Below are 19722 nucleotides of genomic sequence, written 5' to 3'. Positions count from 1 at the left end.
GGCAGCCGGTGCGTACCGGCCGCCGTGGGGCCGCGCCGCTTCCTGGGGCGGTGCGGCGGCCCCGCGGGACCGTGATAGATTGACGGCACAACGACGCGGGGTGGAGCAGCTCGGTAGCTCGCTGGGCTCATAACCCAGAGGTCGCAGGTTCAAATCCTGTCCCCGCTACTGAAGGTCGAAGGCCTGGATCCTCAAGGATCCGGGCCTTCGTCATGTGTACACACCGATCCGGAAAAGAAAGCCGGGTCGTGCGGCTCGTGCGGGGAACCTGTGTGCTTGAGTTTGACATGTCGTCGTGTCGGGAAGTCGACAAACCGCTGAAGTGACCTCACTGGCTGCGGTATACCAGGTGTACGCGGGTTACGGGTGATGCGACGATGGGTCTTATGGGGGACAAGGCAAGGTTGTTGGAGACGGACCGGTTTGTACCTGCGCCCGACGACGGGCGCGAATCCGAGCTGCAGATCGACGCGATGGAGGCCGCGGAGGCCGCCGAGGCGTCCGATGCCGTGACCGAGTCCGGCCACCGCCGGGCCGCCGAGGCGGGCGACCCGGCCGCGATGAGCGCCCTGGGCGCGATGCTGCTGCGCCGCGGTGACCTCGACGGCGCCGAGCCGCATCTGCGGTCCGCGGCCGCCACCGGCGACCGCGCCGCGGCCAACAACCTCGGCGTCCTGCTCCACCAGCGCGGCTACGCCGACGAGGCGGCCGGCTGGTGGCGGATCGCCGCCGTCGCCGGTTCCGCCGCCGCCGCGCACGCCCTCGGCCGGCACTACCGCGAGCGCGGCGACGAGCCGGCCGCCGAGTACTGGCTGCGCCAGTCCGCCGAGTCCGGCCACTGCCTGGGCGCGTACGCCCTCGCCGACCTGCTCGAACACCGCGGGGACGCCGGGGCCGAGCGCTGGTTCCGGGCGGCCGCCGAGCGCGGCCACCGCGAGGCCGCGTACCGCCTCGCCCGGCTCGTCGAGGACGGCCGCGAGGCCGACCGCCGGGCGGTGCCCGCGTACGGTGAGCTGACCCAGCAGGAGGAGGCCGAGCAGTGGTACCGCCAGGCCGCCGCCCGCGGCCACCGCAGGGCCGCGCTGCAGCTCGGCGCGCTCCTGGAGGACCGCGGTGACATCCAGGAGGCGGGCCGCTGGTACCTGTCCGCCGCCAAGGACGGTGAGGCGCGCGCCGCCTGCGCGCTGGGCTACCTGCTGCGTGACGCCGGTGACGAGGACAGCGCCGCGGAATGGTGGCGGCGGGCCGCCCAGGACGGCGACGGCAACGCCGCCAACGCGCTGGGCGCGCTGCACGCCGACCGCGGCGAACTGCAGACCGCCGAGCGCTGGTACCGCGTCGCCCTGGACGCCGGGGACGTCAACGGCGCCTACAACATCGGGCTGCTCTGCGCCGAGCAGGGCCGTCCGGGCCGCGGCGAGCAGTGGTACCGCCGAGCCGCGTACGCCGGGCACCGGGAGGCCGCCAACGCGCTGGCGATCCTGCTGCTCCAGCGCGGCGACGCCTCGGGGGCCGAGCCGTGGTTCTCCAAGGCGGCCGAGGCGGGCAGCGTGGACGCCGCGTTCAACCTCGGCATCCTCTACGCGAGTCGCGGCGACGACCGGACCGCGCACACCTGGTACGAGCGGGCGGCCGCGGCCGGGCACACCGACGCGGCCCTGCAGGTGGCCATCGTGCAGCTGCGGGAGGGCCGGCTGCAGGACGCCGAGCGCAATCTGCGCTGCGCGGCCGACGGCGGCAGCGCGGAGGCGGCCTTCCGGCTCGCCGACCTGCTCGACCGCCAGGCCTCGGCGGCCGGTGCGGGGCAGGCGGACGGCGACCGTACGGCGGAGGACGAGAGCACGCAGTGGTACGAGCGGGCGGCCCGGCAGGGTCACCGCCGCGCCCAGGTCCGGGTCGGCATGTTCGCGGCGGCCCGGGGCGACGTCGTCGAGGCCGCCGACTGGTACCGCACGGCCGCCGAGGCGGGCAGCCGGAACGGCGCCTTCAATCTCGGGCTGCTGCTGGCCCGCGAGGGGAGCCTGCCCGAGGCGGCGCTGTGGTGGCAGCGCGCAGCCGAGGCCGGGCACGGCCGGGCCGCCCTGCGGCTGGCACTGCTCGCGGCCCGCCGCGGAGCCCTCGCCGAGGCGCAGCGCTGGTGCGCGCACGCCGTCGAGATGGGCCCGCCGGAGGTCGCCGAGCGCGCCGCGCGGCTGCGCACGGCCCTGCAGGACGAGCTGACGGCGTAGCGACGGGCCGGTGGACCGGTGCGGACGGCCTGGTGAAACGAATTTGCACCGGTCGTCCGGCGGGGGTTAGAGTGTGGACACAACGACGCGGGGTGGAGCAGCTCGGTAGCTCGCTGGGCTCATAACCCAGAGGTCGCAGGTTCAAATCCTGTCCCCGCTACTGAAAGACGAAGGCCCGGATTCCCAGGAATCCGGGCCTTCGTCGTGTGCGCACCGCCGTGCGGGCGGCCACCGGCAGGCCGGCAGCCGCTGCGCGGTCAGGACGAGGTGCTGCTGCAGTTGGGGCAGATGCCCCGGTAGGTCACGGTGACCTCGGAGACCTGGAAGCCGTACCGCTCCGGCTCGGGGAGGGCGGTGAGCGGGTCGCCGTGGACGTGTACGTCGCGGATCATGCCGCACTGCGAACAGACCAGGTGCTGGTGGTCGTGGTGGGCGTTCGGGTCGTAGCGCTTGGCGCGGCCGTCCGTGCTCACCTCGATGACCTCACCGAGCGAGACCAGCTCGCCCAGGGTGTTGTACACCGTGGCGCGGGAGATCTCGGGAAGCCGGCCGGCCGCCAGGGCGTGCACCTCGTCGGCGGTGTAGTGGACGTGGTCCCCGTCGAGGACCTCGGCGACGACGCGTCGCTGCGCGGTCAGCCGCCAGCCGCGTCCCCGGAGTCGTTCCAGCAGGTCGCTCATGCCAATCACCTATCAGTCAGATAGTGCCAGGGTACCAGCGGTCGTCCATCGTCGGATCGGGTATGAGTTTCGGGTTCTTCTTGACTTAGACATTGTCCAATGTAGGATCGGGTACGGCGCAAGCCCAGGGCAGGTGGAGAGACTTTCAGGAGGCGCACGTGTCGGTAGAGAGCATCACCGGACCGCTGACCACGGAGGCCGGTGCTCCGGTCGCGGACAACCAGAACAGCGAGACGGCGGGCATCGGCGGCCCCGGCCTCATCCAGGACCAGCTCCTGATCGAGAAGCTCGCGCACTTCAACCGCGAGCGCATCCCGGAGCGCATCGTGCACGCCCGCGGCGCCGGCGCGTACGGCACGTTCACGGTCACCGCCGACGTGACGCCGTACACGCGCGCCGCGTTCCTCTCCGAGGTCGGCAAGGAGACCGAGGTCTTCCTCCGGTTCTCCACCGTCGCGGGCAGCCTCGGCTCGGCCGACGCGGTGCGTGACCCCCGTGGCTTCGCGCTGAAGTTCTACACGGAGGAGGGGAATTACGACCTCGTGGGGAACAACACCCCGATCTTCTTCATCAAGGACGCCATCAAGTTCCCCGACTTCATCCACACCCAGAAGCGCGACCCGTACACCGGCTCGCAGGAGGCGGACAACGTCTGGGACTTCTGGGGTCTGAGCCCGGAGGCCACCCACCAGGTGACCTGGCTGTTCGGCGACCGCGGCATCCCCGCCTCGTACCGCCACATGGACGGCTTCGGCTCGCACACCTTCCAGTGGAACAACGCCGCCGGTGAGACCTTCTGGGTGAAGTACCACTTCAAGACCGACCAGGGCATCAAGAACCTCACCCAGGACGAGGCCAACAAGCTCGCCGGTGAGGACCCGGACAGCCACCAGCGGGACCTGCGCGAGTCGATCGAGCGCGGCGAGTTCCCGACCTGGACCGTCGGCGTGCAGATCATGCCCGCCGCCGAGGCCGCGCACTACCGCTTCAACCCGTTCGACCTGACCAAGGTGTGGCCGCACGCGGACTACCCGGTCATCGAGTTCGGCAAGCTGGAGCTCAACCGCAACCCGGAGAACATCTTCGCCGAGGTCGAGCAGTCGGTCTTCTCGCCGCACCACTTCGTGCCGGGCATCGGCCCGTCCCCCGACAAGATGCTCCAGGGCCGGCTGTTCGCGTACGGCGACGCGCACCGCTACCGCGTCGGCATCAACGCCGACCACCTGCCGGTCAACCGCCCGCACGCCACCGAGGCGCGCAGCCACGGCCGGGACGGCGCGCTCTACGACGGCCGCCACGGCCGGCAGAAGAACTACGAACCCAACAGCTTCGGCGGTCCCGCCCAGACCGGTCTGCCGCTGTGGCAGCCGGCCGCGGTCACCGGATCCACCGGTGAGCACGCGGCGCCCTCGCACGCCGAGGACGACGACTTCGTCCAGGCCGGCAACCTCTACCGCCTGATGTCGGAGGACGAGAAGGAGCGCCTGATCAACAACCTGGCGGGCTTCCTCGCCAAGGTCTCCCGTGACGACATCGTCGAGCGGGCGATCGAGAACTTCCGCACGGCGGACGCGGACTACGGCAAGCGGCTCCAGGTCGCGGTCCAGGCCCTGCGCGGCTGATCACCGGACGGCCCCTCGGGGCCGCTCGGCGGCCGCTTGCCGTAACAGCCGAAGAGGCCGGACGCCAGTGGGCTCCGGCCTCTTCGTGCGCCCGGCTCCAGGAGCCCGGCGCTTCCTCGGGTGCCGTTCTGACCAGGCGTCAGGCGGGGACGGCGCCGGCCCGTACGCCGGCCGTCGACCAGCAGCGGATGATGTCGCGGACGGAGACCACGCCGACCGGTCCGTGGTCGTTGAGCACGATCAGGTGGCGGAAGCCGCCGCGCACCATGGCGTCCGCGGCGTCGTCGAGGGTCCAGTCCGGAGCGGCGAAGACCACGTCCGGGGTGGTGTGGGCGTGCACGGTTTCCCGGTCGGGATTCTCGCCCGCGCCGAGGGAGTTGAGGATGTCGCGCTCGGTCAGGATGCCGATGCCGCTGTTGTCGTTGTCGAGGACCACGGCCGAGCCGATGCGGCGGGCCGCCATCAGCCGGGCCGCCTGGCGGAGGGTGTGAGCGGGACCGATGGTGAGGACCACCGTGCTCATGGCGTCCTTGACGTACATGGGCATGGAGTGGAGCCACCTCCTTGGTGAATGTGCCTTGCGAACACGTTCACAAGTTCACAAACTTGGGGATTCTCATGTTCACATGCCCTCGCGCGCGGTCACAAGGGGCAAGCGTTGGACGGATGTCCGAACACCCGCCCCCGGAGGTGCTGCGTCACAGGTCAGCGCGGTGTGCGGCGGGGAAAAGCCGTCAGAAAAGCGGGCGTTCCCGGCGGGTCAGTGGGCGGCGTCGCCGAGGTAGCTCAACAGGTCCTCGTGCAGCAGACCGTTGGAGGCCGCCGCATTGCCGCTGTGCGGGCCCGGCCTGCCGTCCAGACCGGTGAACTGCCCGCCGGCCTCGTTGACCACCACCGCGCAGGCCGCCATGTCCCACAGCGACAGTTCCGGCTCCGCGCAGATGTCCACCGCGCCCTCGGCGACCAGCATGTACGGCCAGAAGTCGCCGTACGCCCGGGTGCGCCAGCAGTCCCGGCTCAGGTCGAGGAACCCGGACAGCTTGCCGCGCTCCTCCCATCCCGTGAGCGAGGAGTACGCGAACGACGCGTCCTGGACCCGGCCGACCCTCGACACCTGCAGCCGGGTCGCGGAGGTCAGGCTGCGGCCGGTGAACGCCCCCAGGCCCTCCGCCGCCCACCAGCGCCGGTGGAGCGCCGGCGCGGAGACGATGCCGACCACCGGGCGGTCACCGCCCTCGCCGCGCTCCATCAGCGCGATCAGCGTCGCCCAGACCGGCACGCCGCGGACGTAGTTCTTGGTGCCGTCGATCGGATCGATGATCCAGCGGCGCGGTCCGGCGCCCTCGCTGCCGAACTCCTCGCCGAGCACCGCGTCCCGCGGCCGGGCCCGCTGGAGCTGGCCGCGGATGAGCTCCTCGGCGGCCTTGTCGGCCTCGCTCACCGGCGTCATGTCCGGTTTGGTCTCGACCTTCAGGTCGAGCGCCTTGAAGCGCTCCATGGTGGCGGCGTCCGCGGCGTCGGCGAGGACGTGGCCGAGGCGAAGATCATCGTGATAGTCGGGCATGTGCGAACAGTATCCATTGGTATACCTGCGGGCCACACGACCATGCCCGGCGGGCGTGTGACGCCCTCCGTCCGGCGGGTGCCGGCCTCGCCGCGCCCCCTCGGGCCCGGCGGCGGACCGGTCCCGCCACGCCGGGACGAGGACGCCGCGACGCCTCTTGACAGCCTCTGACGCCGCCTCAATTCTGTGCGCAAACCGGCCACCTGGGCCGGCGGCCGGGGAGGCGACGGATGCCCGCAGCGCGTGAATCCTTGCTGGACGCCGCCTACACGGCGCTGACCGCCCGGCCCTGGTCCGACATCCGGATGGTCGAGGTCGCCGCCGCGGCCGGGGTGTCCCGGCAGACGCTCTACAACGAGTTCGGCAGCAAGGACGGACTCGCCCGGGCCCTGGTGCGCCGGGAGACCGACAACTACCTCGCCGGGGTCGCCAGGGTGCTCGCCCGGGGCGGCACCGGGAGGTCCGGCACGCGCCGTGACGGCGCCGCCCGGGTGGTCGCCGCGGCCGCCTGGACGCTCCGGACCGCACGGGCGAACCCCCTGGTCAGGGCGGCGCTGACGGGCTGCTGGGGGGACCGGCTGCCGGCTCCTCCGGCGGCCGCAGAGCCGGCGCCCGGCGAGCTGGTCGGCCGGTTCTGCGCCCAGGCGGTCGCGGCCCTGGAGCCCGACTGGCCCGCGGAGGAACTGCCCGCCCTGGGCACCGCCTGCGAGACCGCGGCCCGGCTGACGCTGTCCTGCGTGGTGGCCCCGCCCGTGCCGGCTCCCCCGGGGACGGCACCGCCGGGACGCGTACCGGCGCAGCGGGCGCGGCGGGACCAGGAGGCCGAGGCGGTGTCGCGGCTCGTACGGGGGGCGTTCGGGCGTCTGGCCGGGGACGGCGGGCGGAGTGCGGCCGGCCTTGGTTGATGGACCGTCAGGAACGTCGCCCGGTCAGTGGGCGCCGCCCGACAGCTGGAGGCCGACGATGCCCACGATGACCAGCGTGATGGAGACGATCTTCAGGGTGGAGACCACGTCACCGAGGAAGACCATGCCGTAGACCGCCGTCCCGGCCGCGCCGAGGCCGGTCCACACCGCGTACGCCGGTCCCACGTCGAGCTTGCGCAGGGCCAGGGTCAGCAGGCCGAAGCTGGCGAGCGCGAAGGAGCAGAAGGCGATGGTCGGCAGGAGGCGGGTGAAACCGTGCGAGAGCTTCAGACAGACCGCGAAGCCGGTCTCCAGCAGCCCCGCCACCACGACCAGCAGCCACGCCATGTCCCATTGCCTCCGTCAGCCGGACGAGTGACGACGGGACTGCAGCCTCACTCCGCTGGGGCCCCGCCTGGCGGTCAGCGGCCGGTGACGAGCGCCAGCCTTGGTGTGATTATGCAGTTGTCCCGGGTGGACGGCAGCGACATCCGGGAGATCAGTCGCCCTCGCGTCGTTCACGGGTGGACAGCAGCCGGCGCAGCGAATGCAGCCGGGCCGGGTCGGCGTGGCCGTCGGCGACCCACTGGTCCAGGGCGCAGTCCTGCTCGTCGTGGCTGCAGGCGCGCGGGCAGTCGACGGTGCCCGGCTCCAGGTCGGGGAAGGCGTGGATGACCCGGGACGGGTCGATGTGCGCCAGCCCGAAGGAGCGGACGCCGGGGGTGTCGATGACCCAGCCCGCGTCCCCGGGCAGCGGCAGCGCCAGCGCGGAGGTGGTGGTGTGCCGGCCGCGGCCGGTGACCGCGTTGACGTCGCCGGTGGCCCGGCGGCGCTCCGGGACCAGCGCGTTGACCAGGGTCGTCTTGCCGACGCCGGAGTGCCCGACGAACGCCGTCATCCGGCCCTTGAGCGCCTCGCGGACCCGCTCGGCGGCGGCGCCGTCGGTGAGCTCCTCGCGGTTGGTGACGATGGCGGGGACGCCGAGCGTGCCGTACGACTCCAGCAGCGTGTCGGCGGACGCCAGGTCGGACTTGGTCAGCACCAGCAGCGGGTCCAGGCCCGCGTCGTAGGCGGCGACCAGGCAGCGGTCGATGAGCCGGGGGCGCGGCTCGGGGTCGGCGAGCGCGGTGACGATCGCGAGCTGGTCGGCGTTGGCGACCACCACCCGCTCGTACGGGTCGTCGTCGTCGGCCGTCCGGCGCAGCGTGGAGGTGCGCGGCTCGACCCGGACGATCCGGGCGAGGGTGTCCTTGGCGCCGCTCAGGTCGCCGACGACGGCGACCCGGTCGCCGACCACCGCGCTCTTGCGGCCCAGTTCGCGGGCCTTCATCGCGGTGACCGTCCGGCCCTCGATGAGGCAGGTCAGCCGGCCCCGGTCGACGGTCAGGACCAGGCCCTCGGCCGCGTCCTCGTGCTTGGGGCGGATGTTCGTACGGGGCCGGTTGCCCTTGCGGTTGGGGCGGACGCGGACGTCGTCCTCATCGGGGTTCTTGCCGTAGCGGCGCATGGCGGCCGGATCCCTCAGGCTCTCCGGGCCGGGCCGGGCGACGGGGCGAGCATGTCCGTCCACAGTGCGGGGAAGTCCGGCAGGGTCTTGGCCGTGGTGGCGACGTTCTCCACCTCCACGCCCTCGACCGCGAGGCCGATGACCGCGGCGGCGGTGGCCAGCCGGTGGTCCTCGTAGGTGTGGAAGATCCCGCCGTGCAGCGGGCGCGGCCGGATGTGCAGACCGTCCGCGGTCTCGGTGACGTCGCCGCCGAGCTCGTTGAGCTCCTTGGTGAGGGCGGCCAGCCGGTCGGTCTCGTGCAGCCGCAGGTGCGCCACGCCGCGCAGCGTGGAGGGGGAGTCGGCGAGCGCGGCGACCGCGGCGATGCCGGGGGTCAGCTCGCCGACCTCGCCGAGGTCGACGTCGATGCCGTGGATGCGGCCGCTGCCGGTGAAGGTCAGGCCCTGGTCGGTCAGCTCGCAGGAGCCGCCCATGGTGGTGAAGATCTCACGCAGTGCGTCACCGGGCTGGGTGGTGTGCTCGGGCCAGTCCGGGATGGTGACCCGCCCGCCGGTGACCAGCGCGGCGGCCAGGAACGGCTGGGCGTTGGACAGGTCGGGCTCGACGACCAGGTCGCGGCCGAGCAGCGCGCCCGGGGTGACCCGCCAGACGTTGGGCTCGCCGCCCGCCTCCGGGGTGTCCACCTGCGCGCCGACACTGCGCAGCATGTCGACGGTCATCCGGATGTGCGGCATCGACGGCAGGGCCGCGCCGACGTGCCGGACCTCGACGCCCTGGTTGAAGCGCGGCGCGGACAGCAGCAGGGCGCTGACGAACTGCGAGGACGAGGAGGCGTCGATCTCCACCGCGCCGCCCTCCAGGGCGCCGCTGCCGAAGACCGTCATCGGGAGCGCGCCGCGGTTGTCGTCGTCGATCCGGGCGCCCAGGGAGCGCAGCGCGTCGATCACGCCGCCGAGCGGGCGCTCGTAGGAGCGCGGGTCGCCGTCGAAGCGGACCGGGCCGTCGGCGAGCGCGGCGACCGGCGGCAGGAAGCGCATGACCGTTCCGGCGTTGCCGACGTCGACGGTGGCCGGGCCGTGCAGTCCGGCCGGGATGATCCGCCAGGCCTCGCCGCCGCCGGGTTGGTCCACGGCGTCCGCGGAGCCGGCGGAGCTGGAGGAGGCGGTCTCCTCGATGCCGACGCCCATGGTGCGCAGCGCCTCGGCCATCAGGAGGGTGTCGCGGGAGCGCAGCGGGCGGCGCAGCCAGCCGGGCTCGGAGGAGAGGGCGGCCAGGACCAGGCCGCGGTTGGTGACCGATTTGGAGCCGGGCACGGTGACGGTTGCATCGACGGCCCCGGGGGCGACGGGGGCGGGCCACAGGGCGGGATGTGCGGGGCTCTCGGTCATGCCCTTACTTTAATGGCTGGGCAAGGGTGCCGATCTTGATCAAAAGTGGCGCAACCCATCCGAAACATGGCACTGGTAATGCGCTCGCGTGTCGGAAGTGCGGAGCGGGCGGACGTACGGACCGCACACGGCGGACGTACGGGGCGCTCGGGACATACCGGGCGGGAGTACGGGGCGTGCCGCCGTTGACGGCCGGGGCCCGCCGGCGACCTCAGAGGCCGAGCAGCCAGCGCCCGCCGCCCATCAGGGAGCACAGCGTCACCACGTGGAAGAGACCGAGCCACAGCGCCGCCGGAACGTGGGTCAGCCGCGCCAGCTGGTCCGGGTCGGAATCCACCGCTCCACCCCGGCGCCGCTTGCCCATCAGCTCGAAGGGCGGCCGCACCCCGCCCAGCAGCAGGAACCACACCGCCGCGTACCCGAAGCCGGCCTGTACGTCCGGTGTGGTCAGCCAGGAGACCAGCAGGAACGCGGCGCCGGCCAGGACGACGGTGAGCACGCCGTAGGCGTTGCGGATCATGACCAGCATCGCCAGCAGCAGTGCGGTCGCGCCCCACAACAGCGCCGTGATGTGCCCGGCCGCCAGCAGGGCGGCGCCGGCCAGACCGAGCAGGGACGGTGCCACATAACCGGCCGCAGCGGTCAGCACCATGCCGAGACCGGTCGGTTTGCCGCGGGACACGGTCAGTCCGGAGGTGTCGGAGTGCAGCCGGATGCCGTCCAGCCGCCGCCCGCTGACCAGCGCGATCAGGCCGTGCCCGCCCTCGTGGGCGATGGTGATCGCATTGCGCGACAGCCGCCACGCGGTGTGCGGGACGACGGCGGCCAGGGCGAGCACCGCCGTGGCGATCACCAGCCAGAGCGACGGGGCGGGCTGGGTCCCGGTGACCCGGCCCCATATGTCGGTGAGGTGGTCGGTCTCCATGTCTCCCCTTCGTGTGGCATGGCAGTGTGGCATGCATGTGCGGGAGGTATGCAGCGAGTCGTCGCCCCGAGGACCTGGTCGGCCTGTTCGGGGTGCAGCAGTGGGAGCCCGAGGAGACGCTGGCGCCCAGTTGGAACGTGGCGCCGACGGCCACCGTGCACGCGGTGCTGGAGCGTCCCCTCAAAGGCGAGGGGGCACCTGACGGGCCGGTGCGCCAGCTGCGGCCGCTGAAGTGGGGGCTGGTCCCGTCGTGGTCGAAATCACCCGACGGCGCGGCAAGAATGATCAATGCGCGGGCGGAAACGGTCCACGAGAAGCCGTCGTTCCGGCGGGCCTTCGCGACCCGGCGCTGTCTGATCCCCGGTGACGGCTACTTCGAGTGGGTCACCGACGCCGCCGAGCGGGAGCTGGAGGAGCAGGGCCGGAAGAAGCGGCCCCGCAAGCAGCCCTACTTCGTGACGCCCGCGGACGGCTCCGTGATGGCGATGGCCGGGCTGTACGAGTTCTGGCGGGACCGCACCCTCCCCGCGGACCACCCGATGGCCTGGTGGGTGACCTGCACGGTCGTCACCACCGCCGCCGAGACCACCCCGCTGGCCGGGGCGGACGGCGGCGCCGGCCCGCAGTCGCTGGCCGAGATCCACCCCAGGATGCCGCTGGTGCTGCCCCCGGACCGCTGGGACGCCTGGCTCGACGCGGGCCGTACGGACCCCGACGAGCTGCGTGAGCTGCTGGCGCCCCCGCCGCCCGGGCTGATGCGGGCCCATCCCGTACCGACCGACGTCAGCAACGTCCGCAACAACGGGCCCGAGCTGGTCACCGAACTCGACGGGCCGGAGGTCGGCACGCTGTTCTGAGCCGGTGTGCACCCGGTGGCGTCCGGCCCGGTGGCCCCGGCGGCGGGCGTGGGGCGGTGCCGTTCGGGTCCCGGCGCGGGCAGGATGGGCGTATGAGCACAGGGGCGAAGGAGACCGAGACGGTCGGGACGCCGGCGGGCGAGGCCCGGATCACCTGGTACCGCGAGGCGACGCCGGCGCGGGCCGTGGTGGCGGTGAGCCACGGCGCCGGCGGCGGTATCGAGGCGCGCGACCTGCGGGCCCTGGCGGCCGCGCTGCCGGCCCGCGGCTACCCCGTGGCGCTGGTCGAGCAGCCGTGGCGGGTGGCCGGCAAGAAGATGGCACCGGCGCCGAAGACCCTGGACGCCGCGTGGACCGCGCTGTGGCCCGCGCTGGAGAAGCCGGGGCTGCCGGTGGTCGCCGGCGGCCGGAGCGCGGGCGCCCGGGTGGCCTGCCGTACGGCCCGTGAGCTGGGCGCCGGGGCCGTACTGGCGCTGAGCTTCCCGCTGCACCCACCGGGCAGGCCGGAGAAGTCCCGGGTGGACGAGCTGACCGGCGCCGGGGTGCCGACGCTGGTGGTCCAGGGCGGCCGGGACCCCTTCGGCCGGCCCGACGAGTTCCCGCCGGGCACGGAGCTCGCCGAAGTGCCGCACGGCGACCACGGCTTCGCGGTCCCGAAGAGGGCGGGCGTCGACGAGGCGGCGACGATGGCCGTCCTCACCGACGCGGTACTCGCCTGGCTGGACGGGCTCTTCGGCTGAGAGCGGCCCCGCGCCGCACCGGCCAGGGCCCGCGCACCCGCAAAGGCCCCGCCGCCGTTGGTTCAGTCGCCCTGCCCGCGCGGCCGGGCCCGTACGTGCACCCGCTCGCCCTGCCGCCCGAAGAGGCTCAGCACCTCCACCGGCGTCCCGTCGGCGGGCCCGAACCAGTGCGGCAGCCGGGTGTCGAACTCCGCCGCCTCCCCGGCCCGCAGCACCACGTCGCGGTCGGCCAGCAGCAGCCGCAGCCGTCCGGACAGCACGTACAGCCACTCGTAGCCCTCGTGGATCCGCTGCTCCGGCGGGCCGGCGACGGGATCGATCACCAGCTTGAACGCCTGCAGCGCGCCCGGCTGGCGGGTCAGCGGCACCACCGTCATACGGCCGCGCCGCTGCGGCACCGCGCGGATCCGGGGATCGCCCACCTCCGGGGCGCCCACCAGCTCGTCCAGCGGCACCTGGTGTGCCTGGGCCAGCGGCAGCAGCAGTTCGAGGGTGGCCCGGCGGCCGCCGGACTCCAGGCGCGAGAGGGTGCTCACGGAGATGCCAGTCGCCTCGGACAGCGCGGCCAGGGTCACCCCGCGCTCCTGCCGGATCCGCCGCAGCCGGGGCCCCACCTCGGCGAGGACCCGGTCGTACACCTGGTCCGGCGCCGGGGCGCGGTCGCGGGAGGCGCCGGCCGCCGGGGCGTCCACCGTGCGGTCCGGCGGGGGGCCGGCAGTGTCGTGGTCCACGGTTCCATTGCCGGACCGGCAAACGCCTTTGTCAACCCCGGGACGGGAAACCGTGCGGGAAACCGGACGGGAAACCGCCGGAAGAAGATCGTGCGGAGCGGGAATGCCGGGGCCGGGGCGGCTGTTGTGGCTTTCGTACGGACGCGCGTACGTACAGCGAAGCACGAGGAATGGGAGTCCGCCGCATGGGAATCGCTTGCCCGGCCCGCCCGGCCGCTGACCTGCCGTGGTCGCAGATGCAGGTGGCACAGCCCGCCCTGGCTGGAGCGGCGGCGGCACCGGATCGTCGTCTATTCTCCGAATCGAGTGGGTCCGCTTCCGGATCCGTGACGGTGTTGGAGGAGGTGGGTCCGGTCACCGGTACCGACGCAGGGACCGACGGCTCGGCCGAGGAGATGTCCGACCGCCGGCAGGAGGGTGCGGCCGAGCGCAACGCGCGCTTCGAGAGGGACGCGCTCACCTTCCTTGACCAGATGTACTCCGCCGCCCTGCGCATGACGCGCAATCCGGCCGACGCGGAGGACCTCGTCCAGGAGACGTACGCGAAGGCGTACGCGTCGTTCCACCAGTTCCGCGAGGGCACCAACCTCAAGGCGTGGCTGTACCGCATCCTCACGAACACCTTCATCAACTCCTACCGCAAGAAGCAGCGCGAGCCGCAGCGCAGCGCCGCGGAGGAGATCGAGGACTGGCAGCTGGCGCGCGCCGAGTCGCACATGTCGACGGGGCTGCGCTCCGCGGAGTCCCAGGCGCTGGACCACCTCCCCGACTCGGACGTGAAGGCCGCCCTGCAGGCGATCCCGGAGGAATTCCGCATCGCGGTCTACCTCGCCGACGTCGAAGGGTTTGCGTACAAGGAGATCGCGGACATCATGGGGACACCCATCGGCACGGTGATGTCCCGTCTGCACCGCGGCCGCCGCCAACTGCGCGGCATGCTGGAGGATTACGCCCGCGAGCGCGGGCTGGTTCCGGCGGGTGCGGCCACTGCGGACCCGCAGGCCGCGCGCACGTCGGAATCGCACGACCGGAAAGGCTCGGGATCATGAGCTGCGGAGAGCCGCACGAGAAGGACTGCTCAGAGGTCCTTGACCACCTTTACGAGTATCTCGACCGGGAGATGCCCGCCGGGGAGTGCGCGGAATTCCAGGTGCATCTCGACGAATGCTCCCCGTGCCTGGAGAAGTACGGCCTGGAGCAGGCCGTCAAGAAGCTCGTCAAGCGCTGCTGCGGCCACGACGACGTCCCCAGCGACCTGCGCTCCAAGGTCATGGGCCGGATCGACCTCATCCGGGCCGGCGAGGCCGTGCCCGAGGTGAGCGTCCTGGAGCAGGCCCGGCACGAACAGGCCCAGCGGGAGCAGGAGGCGCGTGAGGCGGAGGCCGGCGGCGGCTCCGGCCCGGCGGCCGACTCCCGTACCGCCGACGCCTGAAAGCCCCCGCCCGCCAGGGCCTCCCGGGCGGCCGACCCCCCGCCACGTTGCACGGACCGCGGCCGTGCGGGCGAAGACCGCGGCACATCACCCCAATGAGTGAGGGGCGGGGCGATTCCTCCCGCCCGATCCGCTGATGCGCCTTCCCGGGCGCGCCAACCCCTCTATTCTCACCGACCCGAGCGCGCTGCGGATGCGGCGTGCCGAGGGCCGTCCCCGCCCCCGGAACGGGGCGGAGCCGGCGGGCACGGTGAGGAGGGCGCGATGCGGGAACTTCCGGCGGCCGCGCGAGGGTACATCGGCGGCACGACCCTGGCCGCCGCGCTGTGCACCGCTGGGGCCTTACGGCTGGGTCCGGGTGCCCCCTGGGGCACCGCCCTCGCCCTTGCCGCCCTCTACGCACTGGGCGAACGGCTCCCCCGCTGCCCGCTCCTGGGCCGCCGGCTGCCGGACCGGACGCGTTCCGACGGGGGCACGGGCTGGACCAGCCCGCTGGTCCTCGCCGGGGTCTTCCTGCTCCCGCCGCCACTGGCCGCGCTCGCCGCCGTCCCCGGAGCGCTGCTCGCCCCGGTCCGGCCCCGGGCGGCCACCGCCCGCCGGATATGGCACGCCGCCGAGCAGGCCCTCGCCTGCGGTGCGGCCGCCGCGGCCTTCCGGGCCCTGGGGCACCCCGCGCTCACCACCCCGCGGTTCCCCCTCCTGCTGCTGCCGGCACTGGCCGCCGCGGCCGTCTGCTGCGCGGTGCTCGCGGCGCTGGACGGCGGCATCCTGATCGCCGCCGAACGGCACCCGGTACGCACCGCCTGGCGCGGGCTGCTCGCCCGCGGCCAGGCCCGGTACCTCGTGCACGGCCTGGCCGGACTGATGATGGCCGTCCTGTGGCGCAGCTCGTACGGGCCGCCGGCGGCGCTGCTGGTGCTGCTGCCGATGTGCCTCTCGTGCTGGGTCTTCGACCGCTGCCACCGCGAACGCGCCGCCCACCGGGCCACCATCCGGGCGCTCGTGACGGCCGTGGACATCAAGGACCGCTACACCCGCGGGCACGGCGAACGGGTCGGCCGCGCCTCGGTGATGATCGCCCGCGAGCTGGGCATGGCGGAGGACCGCACCGAGGCGCTCCGGTTCGCCGGCATCCTGCACGACGTCGGCAAACTCGGCGTGCCCACCCGGTTGTTGCGCAAGGACGGGCCGCTGACCCCGGAGGAGCGCCGGGTGATCGAGCTGCACCCGGAGTACGGGCACGAGATCGTCCGCGGCATCGGCTTCCTGGGGGAGGCGCGGGCGGCGATCCTGCACCATCACGAGCGGCTGGACGGGCGCGGCTACCCGTACGGTCTGCGCGGCCACCAGATCCCGGAGTTCGCCCGGGTGGTGGCGGTGGCGGACGCCTTCGACGCGATGACCTCCACCCGGTCCTACCGCCGGGCCCGGCCGGTGCCGGTGGCCGTCGCGGAACTGCGCAAATGCGCCGGCACGCAGTTCGACCCGCGGATGGTGCGGGCGCTGGCGGCGGCGCTGCACCGGTACGGCTGGGACCCGGACCTGGTCACCGCGGCGGACGACGGGCCGGGCACGACCCGGAGCGGAAACGTCACGCCTGAGCGGGTGGCGGGCCGGGCCGGGGAGGCCGGGGGAGCGGCGGGCCCCGACCCGGAAGGCCGCGGTGACCGGCCGGCCGGCGCGGTGCCCGAGCCGGTGCCCGGGGCCGCCGGCAGCGCCCGGTGGGGCGGTGGTCCGCGATGAGCGGCACCCGTGCGGAGCCCCCGGATCCCGGGCGGAGGGGCCGTCCGGCGGCCGGCGGCCGGCCCACCGCCGTACCGGACGGGCCGCGTACCGCCGCCCGCCACCCCGGAGGCCGCGCCGTCGTCGTCGCCGTCCACACCGCCGCCGCCGTGCTGGCCTGCTGGTCCCTGGGCCGGACCCTGTGGTCCGGGCTCGACCAGCCGGGGATCGCGCTGGCCTTCGGGGTGCTGATCGCGGTCGGCGAGCTGGCCGCCTGCGGCCCCGCGCCCGCCACCGGGCCGGGGCGGGCGCCGGACGACCGAACGGCGGCCCCGCTGGCCGCGGCCGGGGCGCTGGCGTACGCGCTGCTCGGCGAGGCGGGCGGCCGGCCGACGACGCACGGTGTCCCCCAGACCGTGGCCGTGGTCCTGGCGGCCGCCCTGATCGGCGTCGTTCCGCAGGTCGCGCGCGGCCGGGGCACGGCGCCGGACCGGCTCGCCCGCCGGGTGCTGACCACGGGATTCGCCGCCACCTGCTTCCACCCCCTCTACAACACCGGCACCCTGGACAGCTGGGTGGCGAACGGGCCGGCCTACCCGTTCTTCCTGATCGGCCTGCTGGCGCTGACCACGCTGTGTGACGCGGTGCTCGCCGCCACTCTGGCGCACGCCCGCACCGGCTGGCCGTACGGGCCGCTGCTGTGCGACGAGTTGCGGGCGCTGCCCGGCATCGGCACGGCCGTCTGCGCCACCGGCGTGGTGATCGCGCTCGCCACCGCGGTCGCCGGCCTGTGGGCGCTGCCGGTGTTCTGTCTGCCGCTGCTGCTGACCCAGTTCGCCTTCGGCCGTTTCGCGGCGGTGCGCGGTACGTACCGCCAGACCATCGCCTCGCTGGCCCGCGCCACCGAGATCGCCGGGTACACCCCGCACGGTCACGCCCGCCGGGTGGCCGCGCTCAGCCGCGCGGTGGGCCGCGAACTGGGCCTGACCGAACCGGACTTGGACGTCCTGGAGTACGCCGCGCTGATGCACGACATCGGCCAGCTCTCCCTCCTGGACCCGGTGCCGGACGGTGCCACCGCCCCGCTGCCGCCCGCCGAACAGCGCCGGATAGCCCTGCTGGGCGGCGCGGTTGTCCGGCAGACCGGGGTGCCCGCCGAGGTCGCGATGATCGTCGAGCGGCAGGCCGACCCGTACCCGGACCAGCCGGTCACCGCGCGGATCGTCCGGACCGTCAACGCCTACGACGACCTGGCGGGCGGCGCCGGCGGGCCGGGCGGCCGGCTGCGCGCCCTGGAGCGGCTGCGGCTGGCCACCGCGCAGGACTACGAGCCCCGCGTCGTCGAGGCGCTCGCCCGGGTCCTGGCCCGCGGCGGCCGGGAGGTGTGAGAAGGACCGCACCGGCGCGGCCCGGCCCCGGTGCCGCCCTTCGGTTCCCTCCGCTTGCGGAATTCCTCCCGGAGTGCCAGAACCCATGGGTAATGAGCGGCCTCCGAGACGGGCATGGTTGGATGCGAAGGAAGCCCCTGTGAGGAGAGTCCCAGGGGGTTCAGGGGGTCGGTGAAGGGCATCAGCCGCAGGGGGAGCAGCAAACCAGGCTGAGCCCGACGGCAATCTGTGGCAGGTTGTCGAGTGGGCCCCCCGGAAGGGCCCCGGGAGCCGCCCGGGAGACCTCCCGGCGGCATCGAGAGCAACCAGCAGGCGGGAATCGTGAGGATCTTCGGCAAGGTACGGCACCGGCCCTCCGCCTCGTGGCGGCAGGCGACCGACCGCGCTTTCACGCTGATCGGTGACGGCCGTTACGAGGACGCGGGGGCGTTGCTGACCCGTGCCGCGGACATGGAGCCGTGGCTGTCGGAGTCCTGGTTCAACCTCGCCCTGCTGCACAAGTTCCGGCACGACTGGGAGCAGGCCCGGGCCGCCGGTCTGCGCGCGGTGGCGCTGCTCGACCGCGAGACCGGGGCCCCCGACTGGTGGAACGTCGGCATCGCCGCCACCGGCCTCCAGGACTGGCCGCTGGCCCGCCGGGCCTGGCAGGCGTACGGCCTGAAGGTCCCCGGTGAGGGCTCGCCGTCCGGCGAACCGGTCGGGATGGCCCTGGGCAGCGCCGCGGTCCGGCTCTCCCCGGAGGGCGAGGCCGAGGTGGTCTGGGGCCGCCGGCTGGACCCGGCCCGCATCGAGGTGCTGTCGATCCCGCTGCCGTCCTCCGGGCGGCGCTGGGGCGAGGTCGTGCTGCACGACGGCGTCCCGCACGGCGAGCGGACGACGTCCGACGGGCAGGCCTACCCGGTCTTCGACGAGATCGAGCTGTGGGCGCCCTCCCCGGTCCCCACCTGGGTGGTGCTCCTGGAGGCCGCCACCGAGGCCGACCGGGACGCCCTGGAGCGGCTGGCGGCCGACGCCGGCTTCGCCGCCGAGGACTGGTCGTCCTCCGTACGCCTGCTGTGCCGTACGTGCTCCGAGAGCCGGATGCCCAGCGACGAGGGCGACGGCGAGCACCTGGACCCGCACGACCACAGCGAACCGGGCCACCCCGGCCCGCTGGGCCACCGCACCGCGGGCTCCGGCTCGCTGTGGGTGCCGGAGCGCGAATGCGGTATCGCGGCGCCGTCCGCGCTGGTCCGCGGGCTGCTCGACGGCTGGGTCGCGGACAGCCCGGACACCCGCGAATGGCGTGATCTGGAAGAGGTCTGCTGAGCGCCGGGCCGCCCCCGTAGGCTGTAGGGCGTCCCATCAGGGTTTTGAGGAAGGCGTACGGCGGAGATGGCCCAGCAGGACAGTGATCAGCAGGAGAGCGTCGAGTTCATCGTCGACACGGAGGACTGCGAGGAGCGCGAGCGTGCCCACCGGGAGCGCGGCACCTCCCGCCCGATCACCGTGGTCGGCAACCCGGTGCTCCACAAGGAGTGCAAGGACGTCACGGAGTTCGACGACAGCCTGGCCCAGCTGATCGACGACATGTTCGCCAGCCAGCGCACCGCCGAGGGCGTGGGCCTGGCCGCCAACCAGATCGGTGTGGACCTGAAGGTCTTCGTCTACGACTGCCTGGACGACGAGGGCGTCCGGCACGTCGGCGCGATCTGCAACCCGGTCCTGGACGAGCTCCCCGTCGAGCGCCGGGTGCTGGACGACTCCAACGAGGGCTGCCTGTCCGTGCCCGGCGCGTACGCCGAGCTGGCCCGCCCCGACTACGCCGTGGTGCGCGGCCAGAACGCCAAGGGCGAGCCGATCGCCGTGCAGGGCACCGGCTACTTCGCGCGCTGCCTCCAGCACGAGACCGACCACCTCTACGGCTACCTCTACATCGACCGGCTCTCCAAGCGGGACCGCAAGGACGCGCTGCGGCAGATGGCCGAGCGGGAGCCGCGCTACCCCGTGGTCGCCAACGACTGAGCGGACGCGACACGACCGGCGCGCGGGCG

The 19722-nt window shown here is 73.6% G+C and carries 19 protein-coding genes and 2 tRNA genes; 13 read left to right on the top strand and 8 right to left on the bottom strand.

Annotated features, from left to right (window positions below; translation table 11 throughout):
- The first annotated feature begins 94 nt into the window (after window positions 1-94).
- The 3 genes from ACZ7MX_RS05410 to ACZ7MX_RS05400 all read left to right on the top strand — a co-directional run bounded on the left by ACZ7MX_RS05410 (window position 95) and on the right by ACZ7MX_RS05400 (window position 2388).
- Window positions 95-168, top strand: a tRNA-Met gene (locus ACZ7MX_RS05410).
- Between the two features lie 209 nt (window positions 169-377).
- Window positions 378-2228 (top strand): tetratricopeptide repeat protein, encoded by a 1851-nt coding sequence (locus ACZ7MX_RS05405; protein ID WP_472129575.1) that lies wholly within the window; start codon window positions 378-380, stop codon window positions 2226-2228.
- 86 nt (window positions 2229-2314) lie between these two features.
- A tRNA-Met gene (locus ACZ7MX_RS05400) sits at window positions 2315-2388 on the top strand.
- 97 nt (window positions 2389-2485) lie between these two features.
- On the opposite strand, the gene ACZ7MX_RS05395 is transcribed toward ACZ7MX_RS05400, so the two are convergent.
- Window positions 2486-2908 carry a Fur family transcriptional regulator gene (locus ACZ7MX_RS05395; RefSeq protein ID WP_472129573.1) on the bottom strand — a complete coding sequence of 141 codons (423 nt, stop codon included), beginning with the start codon at window positions 2906-2908 and terminating at the stop codon, window positions 2486-2488.
- A 158-nt stretch (window positions 2909-3066) separates the two neighbouring features.
- On the opposite strand from ACZ7MX_RS05395, the gene ACZ7MX_RS05390 reads away from it, so the two are divergent.
- A complete protein-coding gene (locus tag ACZ7MX_RS05390) occupies window positions 3067-4530 on the top strand; it encodes a catalase (protein ID WP_472129572.1) in 1464 nt (487 codons plus the stop codon).
- A gap of 139 nt (window positions 4531-4669) precedes the next feature.
- On the opposite strand, the gene ACZ7MX_RS05385 is transcribed toward ACZ7MX_RS05390, so the two are convergent.
- Together ACZ7MX_RS05385 and hisN are read right to left on the bottom strand one after the other, a co-directional pair.
- Window positions 4670-5071: a CBS domain-containing protein gene (locus ACZ7MX_RS05385; protein ID WP_030413482.1), complete on the bottom strand. Its 402-nt coding sequence runs from the start codon at window positions 5069-5071 to the stop codon at window positions 4670-4672.
- A 219-nt stretch (window positions 5072-5290) separates the two neighbouring features.
- Window positions 5291-6094 (bottom strand): histidinol-phosphatase, encoded by an 804-nt coding sequence (gene hisN / locus ACZ7MX_RS05380; RefSeq protein ID WP_472129570.1) that lies wholly within the window; start codon window positions 6092-6094, stop codon window positions 5291-5293.
- A gap of 230 nt (window positions 6095-6324) precedes the next feature.
- Here hisN and ACZ7MX_RS05375 point away from each other — a divergent pair, with 230 nt between their 5' ends.
- The gene (locus ACZ7MX_RS05375) at window positions 6325-6999 is read left to right on the top strand and encodes a TetR/AcrR family transcriptional regulator (RefSeq protein ID WP_472129568.1); all 675 of its coding nucleotides are present in this window, start codon (window positions 6325-6327) and stop codon (window positions 6997-6999) included.
- 24 nt (window positions 7000-7023) lie between these two features.
- Here ACZ7MX_RS05375 and ACZ7MX_RS05370 read toward each other — a convergent pair whose 3' ends face one another.
- The 4 genes from ACZ7MX_RS05370 to ACZ7MX_RS05355 form a co-directional block, all read right to left on the bottom strand.
- Window positions 7024-7347: a DMT family transporter gene (locus ACZ7MX_RS05370; protein WP_030413485.1), complete on the bottom strand. Its 324-nt coding sequence runs from the start codon at window positions 7345-7347 to the stop codon at window positions 7024-7026.
- A 151-nt stretch (window positions 7348-7498) separates the two neighbouring features.
- Window positions 7499-8506 carry a ribosome small subunit-dependent GTPase A gene (gene rsgA / locus ACZ7MX_RS05365; RefSeq protein ID WP_472129567.1) on the bottom strand — a complete coding sequence of 336 codons (1008 nt, stop codon included), beginning with the start codon at window positions 8504-8506 and terminating at the stop codon, window positions 7499-7501.
- Window positions 8507-8520: 14 nt separating this feature from the next.
- Entirely contained in the window at window positions 8521-9894 is a 1374-nt protein-coding gene (gene aroA, locus ACZ7MX_RS05360) for a 3-phosphoshikimate 1-carboxyvinyltransferase (protein WP_472129565.1), read from the bottom strand.
- A 211-nt stretch (window positions 9895-10105) separates the two neighbouring features.
- A complete protein-coding gene (locus ACZ7MX_RS05355) occupies window positions 10106-10819 on the bottom strand; it encodes a M50 family metallopeptidase (RefSeq protein ID WP_472129563.1) in 714 nt (237 codons plus the stop codon).
- Window positions 10820-10854: 35 nt separating this feature from the next.
- On the opposite strand from ACZ7MX_RS05355, the gene ACZ7MX_RS05350 reads away from it, so the two are divergent.
- Together ACZ7MX_RS05350 and ACZ7MX_RS05345 are read left to right on the top strand one after the other, a co-directional pair.
- On the top strand, window positions 10855-11676 hold the full coding sequence (locus tag ACZ7MX_RS05350) for an SOS response-associated peptidase (RefSeq protein ID WP_472129561.1): 822 nt from the start codon (window positions 10855-10857) through the stop codon (window positions 11674-11676).
- A 92-nt stretch (window positions 11677-11768) separates the two neighbouring features.
- Entirely contained in the window at window positions 11769-12416 is a 648-nt protein-coding gene (locus ACZ7MX_RS05345) for an alpha/beta hydrolase family protein (RefSeq protein WP_472129559.1), read from the top strand.
- Between the two features lie 62 nt (window positions 12417-12478).
- Here the strand turns inward: ACZ7MX_RS05345 and ACZ7MX_RS05340 are convergent, their stop codons facing one another.
- The gene (locus tag ACZ7MX_RS05340; protein ID WP_472130561.1) at window positions 12479-13054 is read right to left on the bottom strand and encodes a helix-turn-helix domain-containing protein; all 576 of its coding nucleotides are present in this window, start codon (window positions 13052-13054) and stop codon (window positions 12479-12481) included.
- 437 nt (window positions 13055-13491) lie between these two features.
- On the opposite strand from ACZ7MX_RS05340, the gene ACZ7MX_RS05335 reads away from it, so the two are divergent.
- The 6 genes from ACZ7MX_RS05335 to def all read left to right on the top strand — a co-directional run bounded on the left by ACZ7MX_RS05335 (window position 13492) and on the right by def (window position 19693).
- Window positions 13492-14196: a sigma-70 family RNA polymerase sigma factor gene (locus ACZ7MX_RS05335; protein ID WP_385862501.1), complete on the top strand. Its 705-nt coding sequence runs from the start codon at window positions 13492-13494 to the stop codon at window positions 14194-14196.
- Complete coding sequence (rsrA, locus tag ACZ7MX_RS05330) at window positions 14193-14579, top strand: mycothiol system anti-sigma-R factor (protein WP_472129557.1); 387 nt, start codon at window positions 14193-14195, stop codon at window positions 14577-14579. Before ACZ7MX_RS05335 ends, rsrA begins: the two co-directional genes overlap by 4 nt.
- A gap of 264 nt (window positions 14580-14843) precedes the next feature.
- Window positions 14844-16322 carry an HD-GYP domain-containing protein gene (locus ACZ7MX_RS05325; protein WP_472129555.1) on the top strand — a complete coding sequence of 493 codons (1479 nt, stop codon included), beginning with the start codon at window positions 14844-14846 and terminating at the stop codon, window positions 16320-16322.
- The gene (locus tag ACZ7MX_RS05320; protein WP_472129553.1) at window positions 16319-17689 is read left to right on the top strand and encodes an HD-GYP domain-containing protein; all 1371 of its coding nucleotides are present in this window, start codon (window positions 16319-16321) and stop codon (window positions 17687-17689) included. Before ACZ7MX_RS05325 ends, ACZ7MX_RS05320 begins: the two co-directional genes overlap by 4 nt.
- Window positions 17690-18010: 321 nt before the next feature.
- Window positions 18011-18997: a tetratricopeptide repeat protein gene (locus ACZ7MX_RS05315; protein WP_472129551.1), complete on the top strand. Its 987-nt coding sequence runs from the start codon at window positions 18011-18013 to the stop codon at window positions 18995-18997.
- A gap of 66 nt (window positions 18998-19063) precedes the next feature.
- A complete protein-coding gene (gene def / locus ACZ7MX_RS05310; RefSeq protein WP_472129549.1) occupies window positions 19064-19693 on the top strand; it encodes a peptide deformylase in 630 nt (209 codons plus the stop codon).
- The last annotated feature ends 29 nt before the right edge of the window (window positions 19694-19722 follow it).

The organism is Streptomyces sp. NPDC107765 (genome assembly GCF_055657085.1).
Note: the sequence above shows the minus strand (reverse complement) of the source record. Positions and strands in the feature narration are given on the sequence as shown.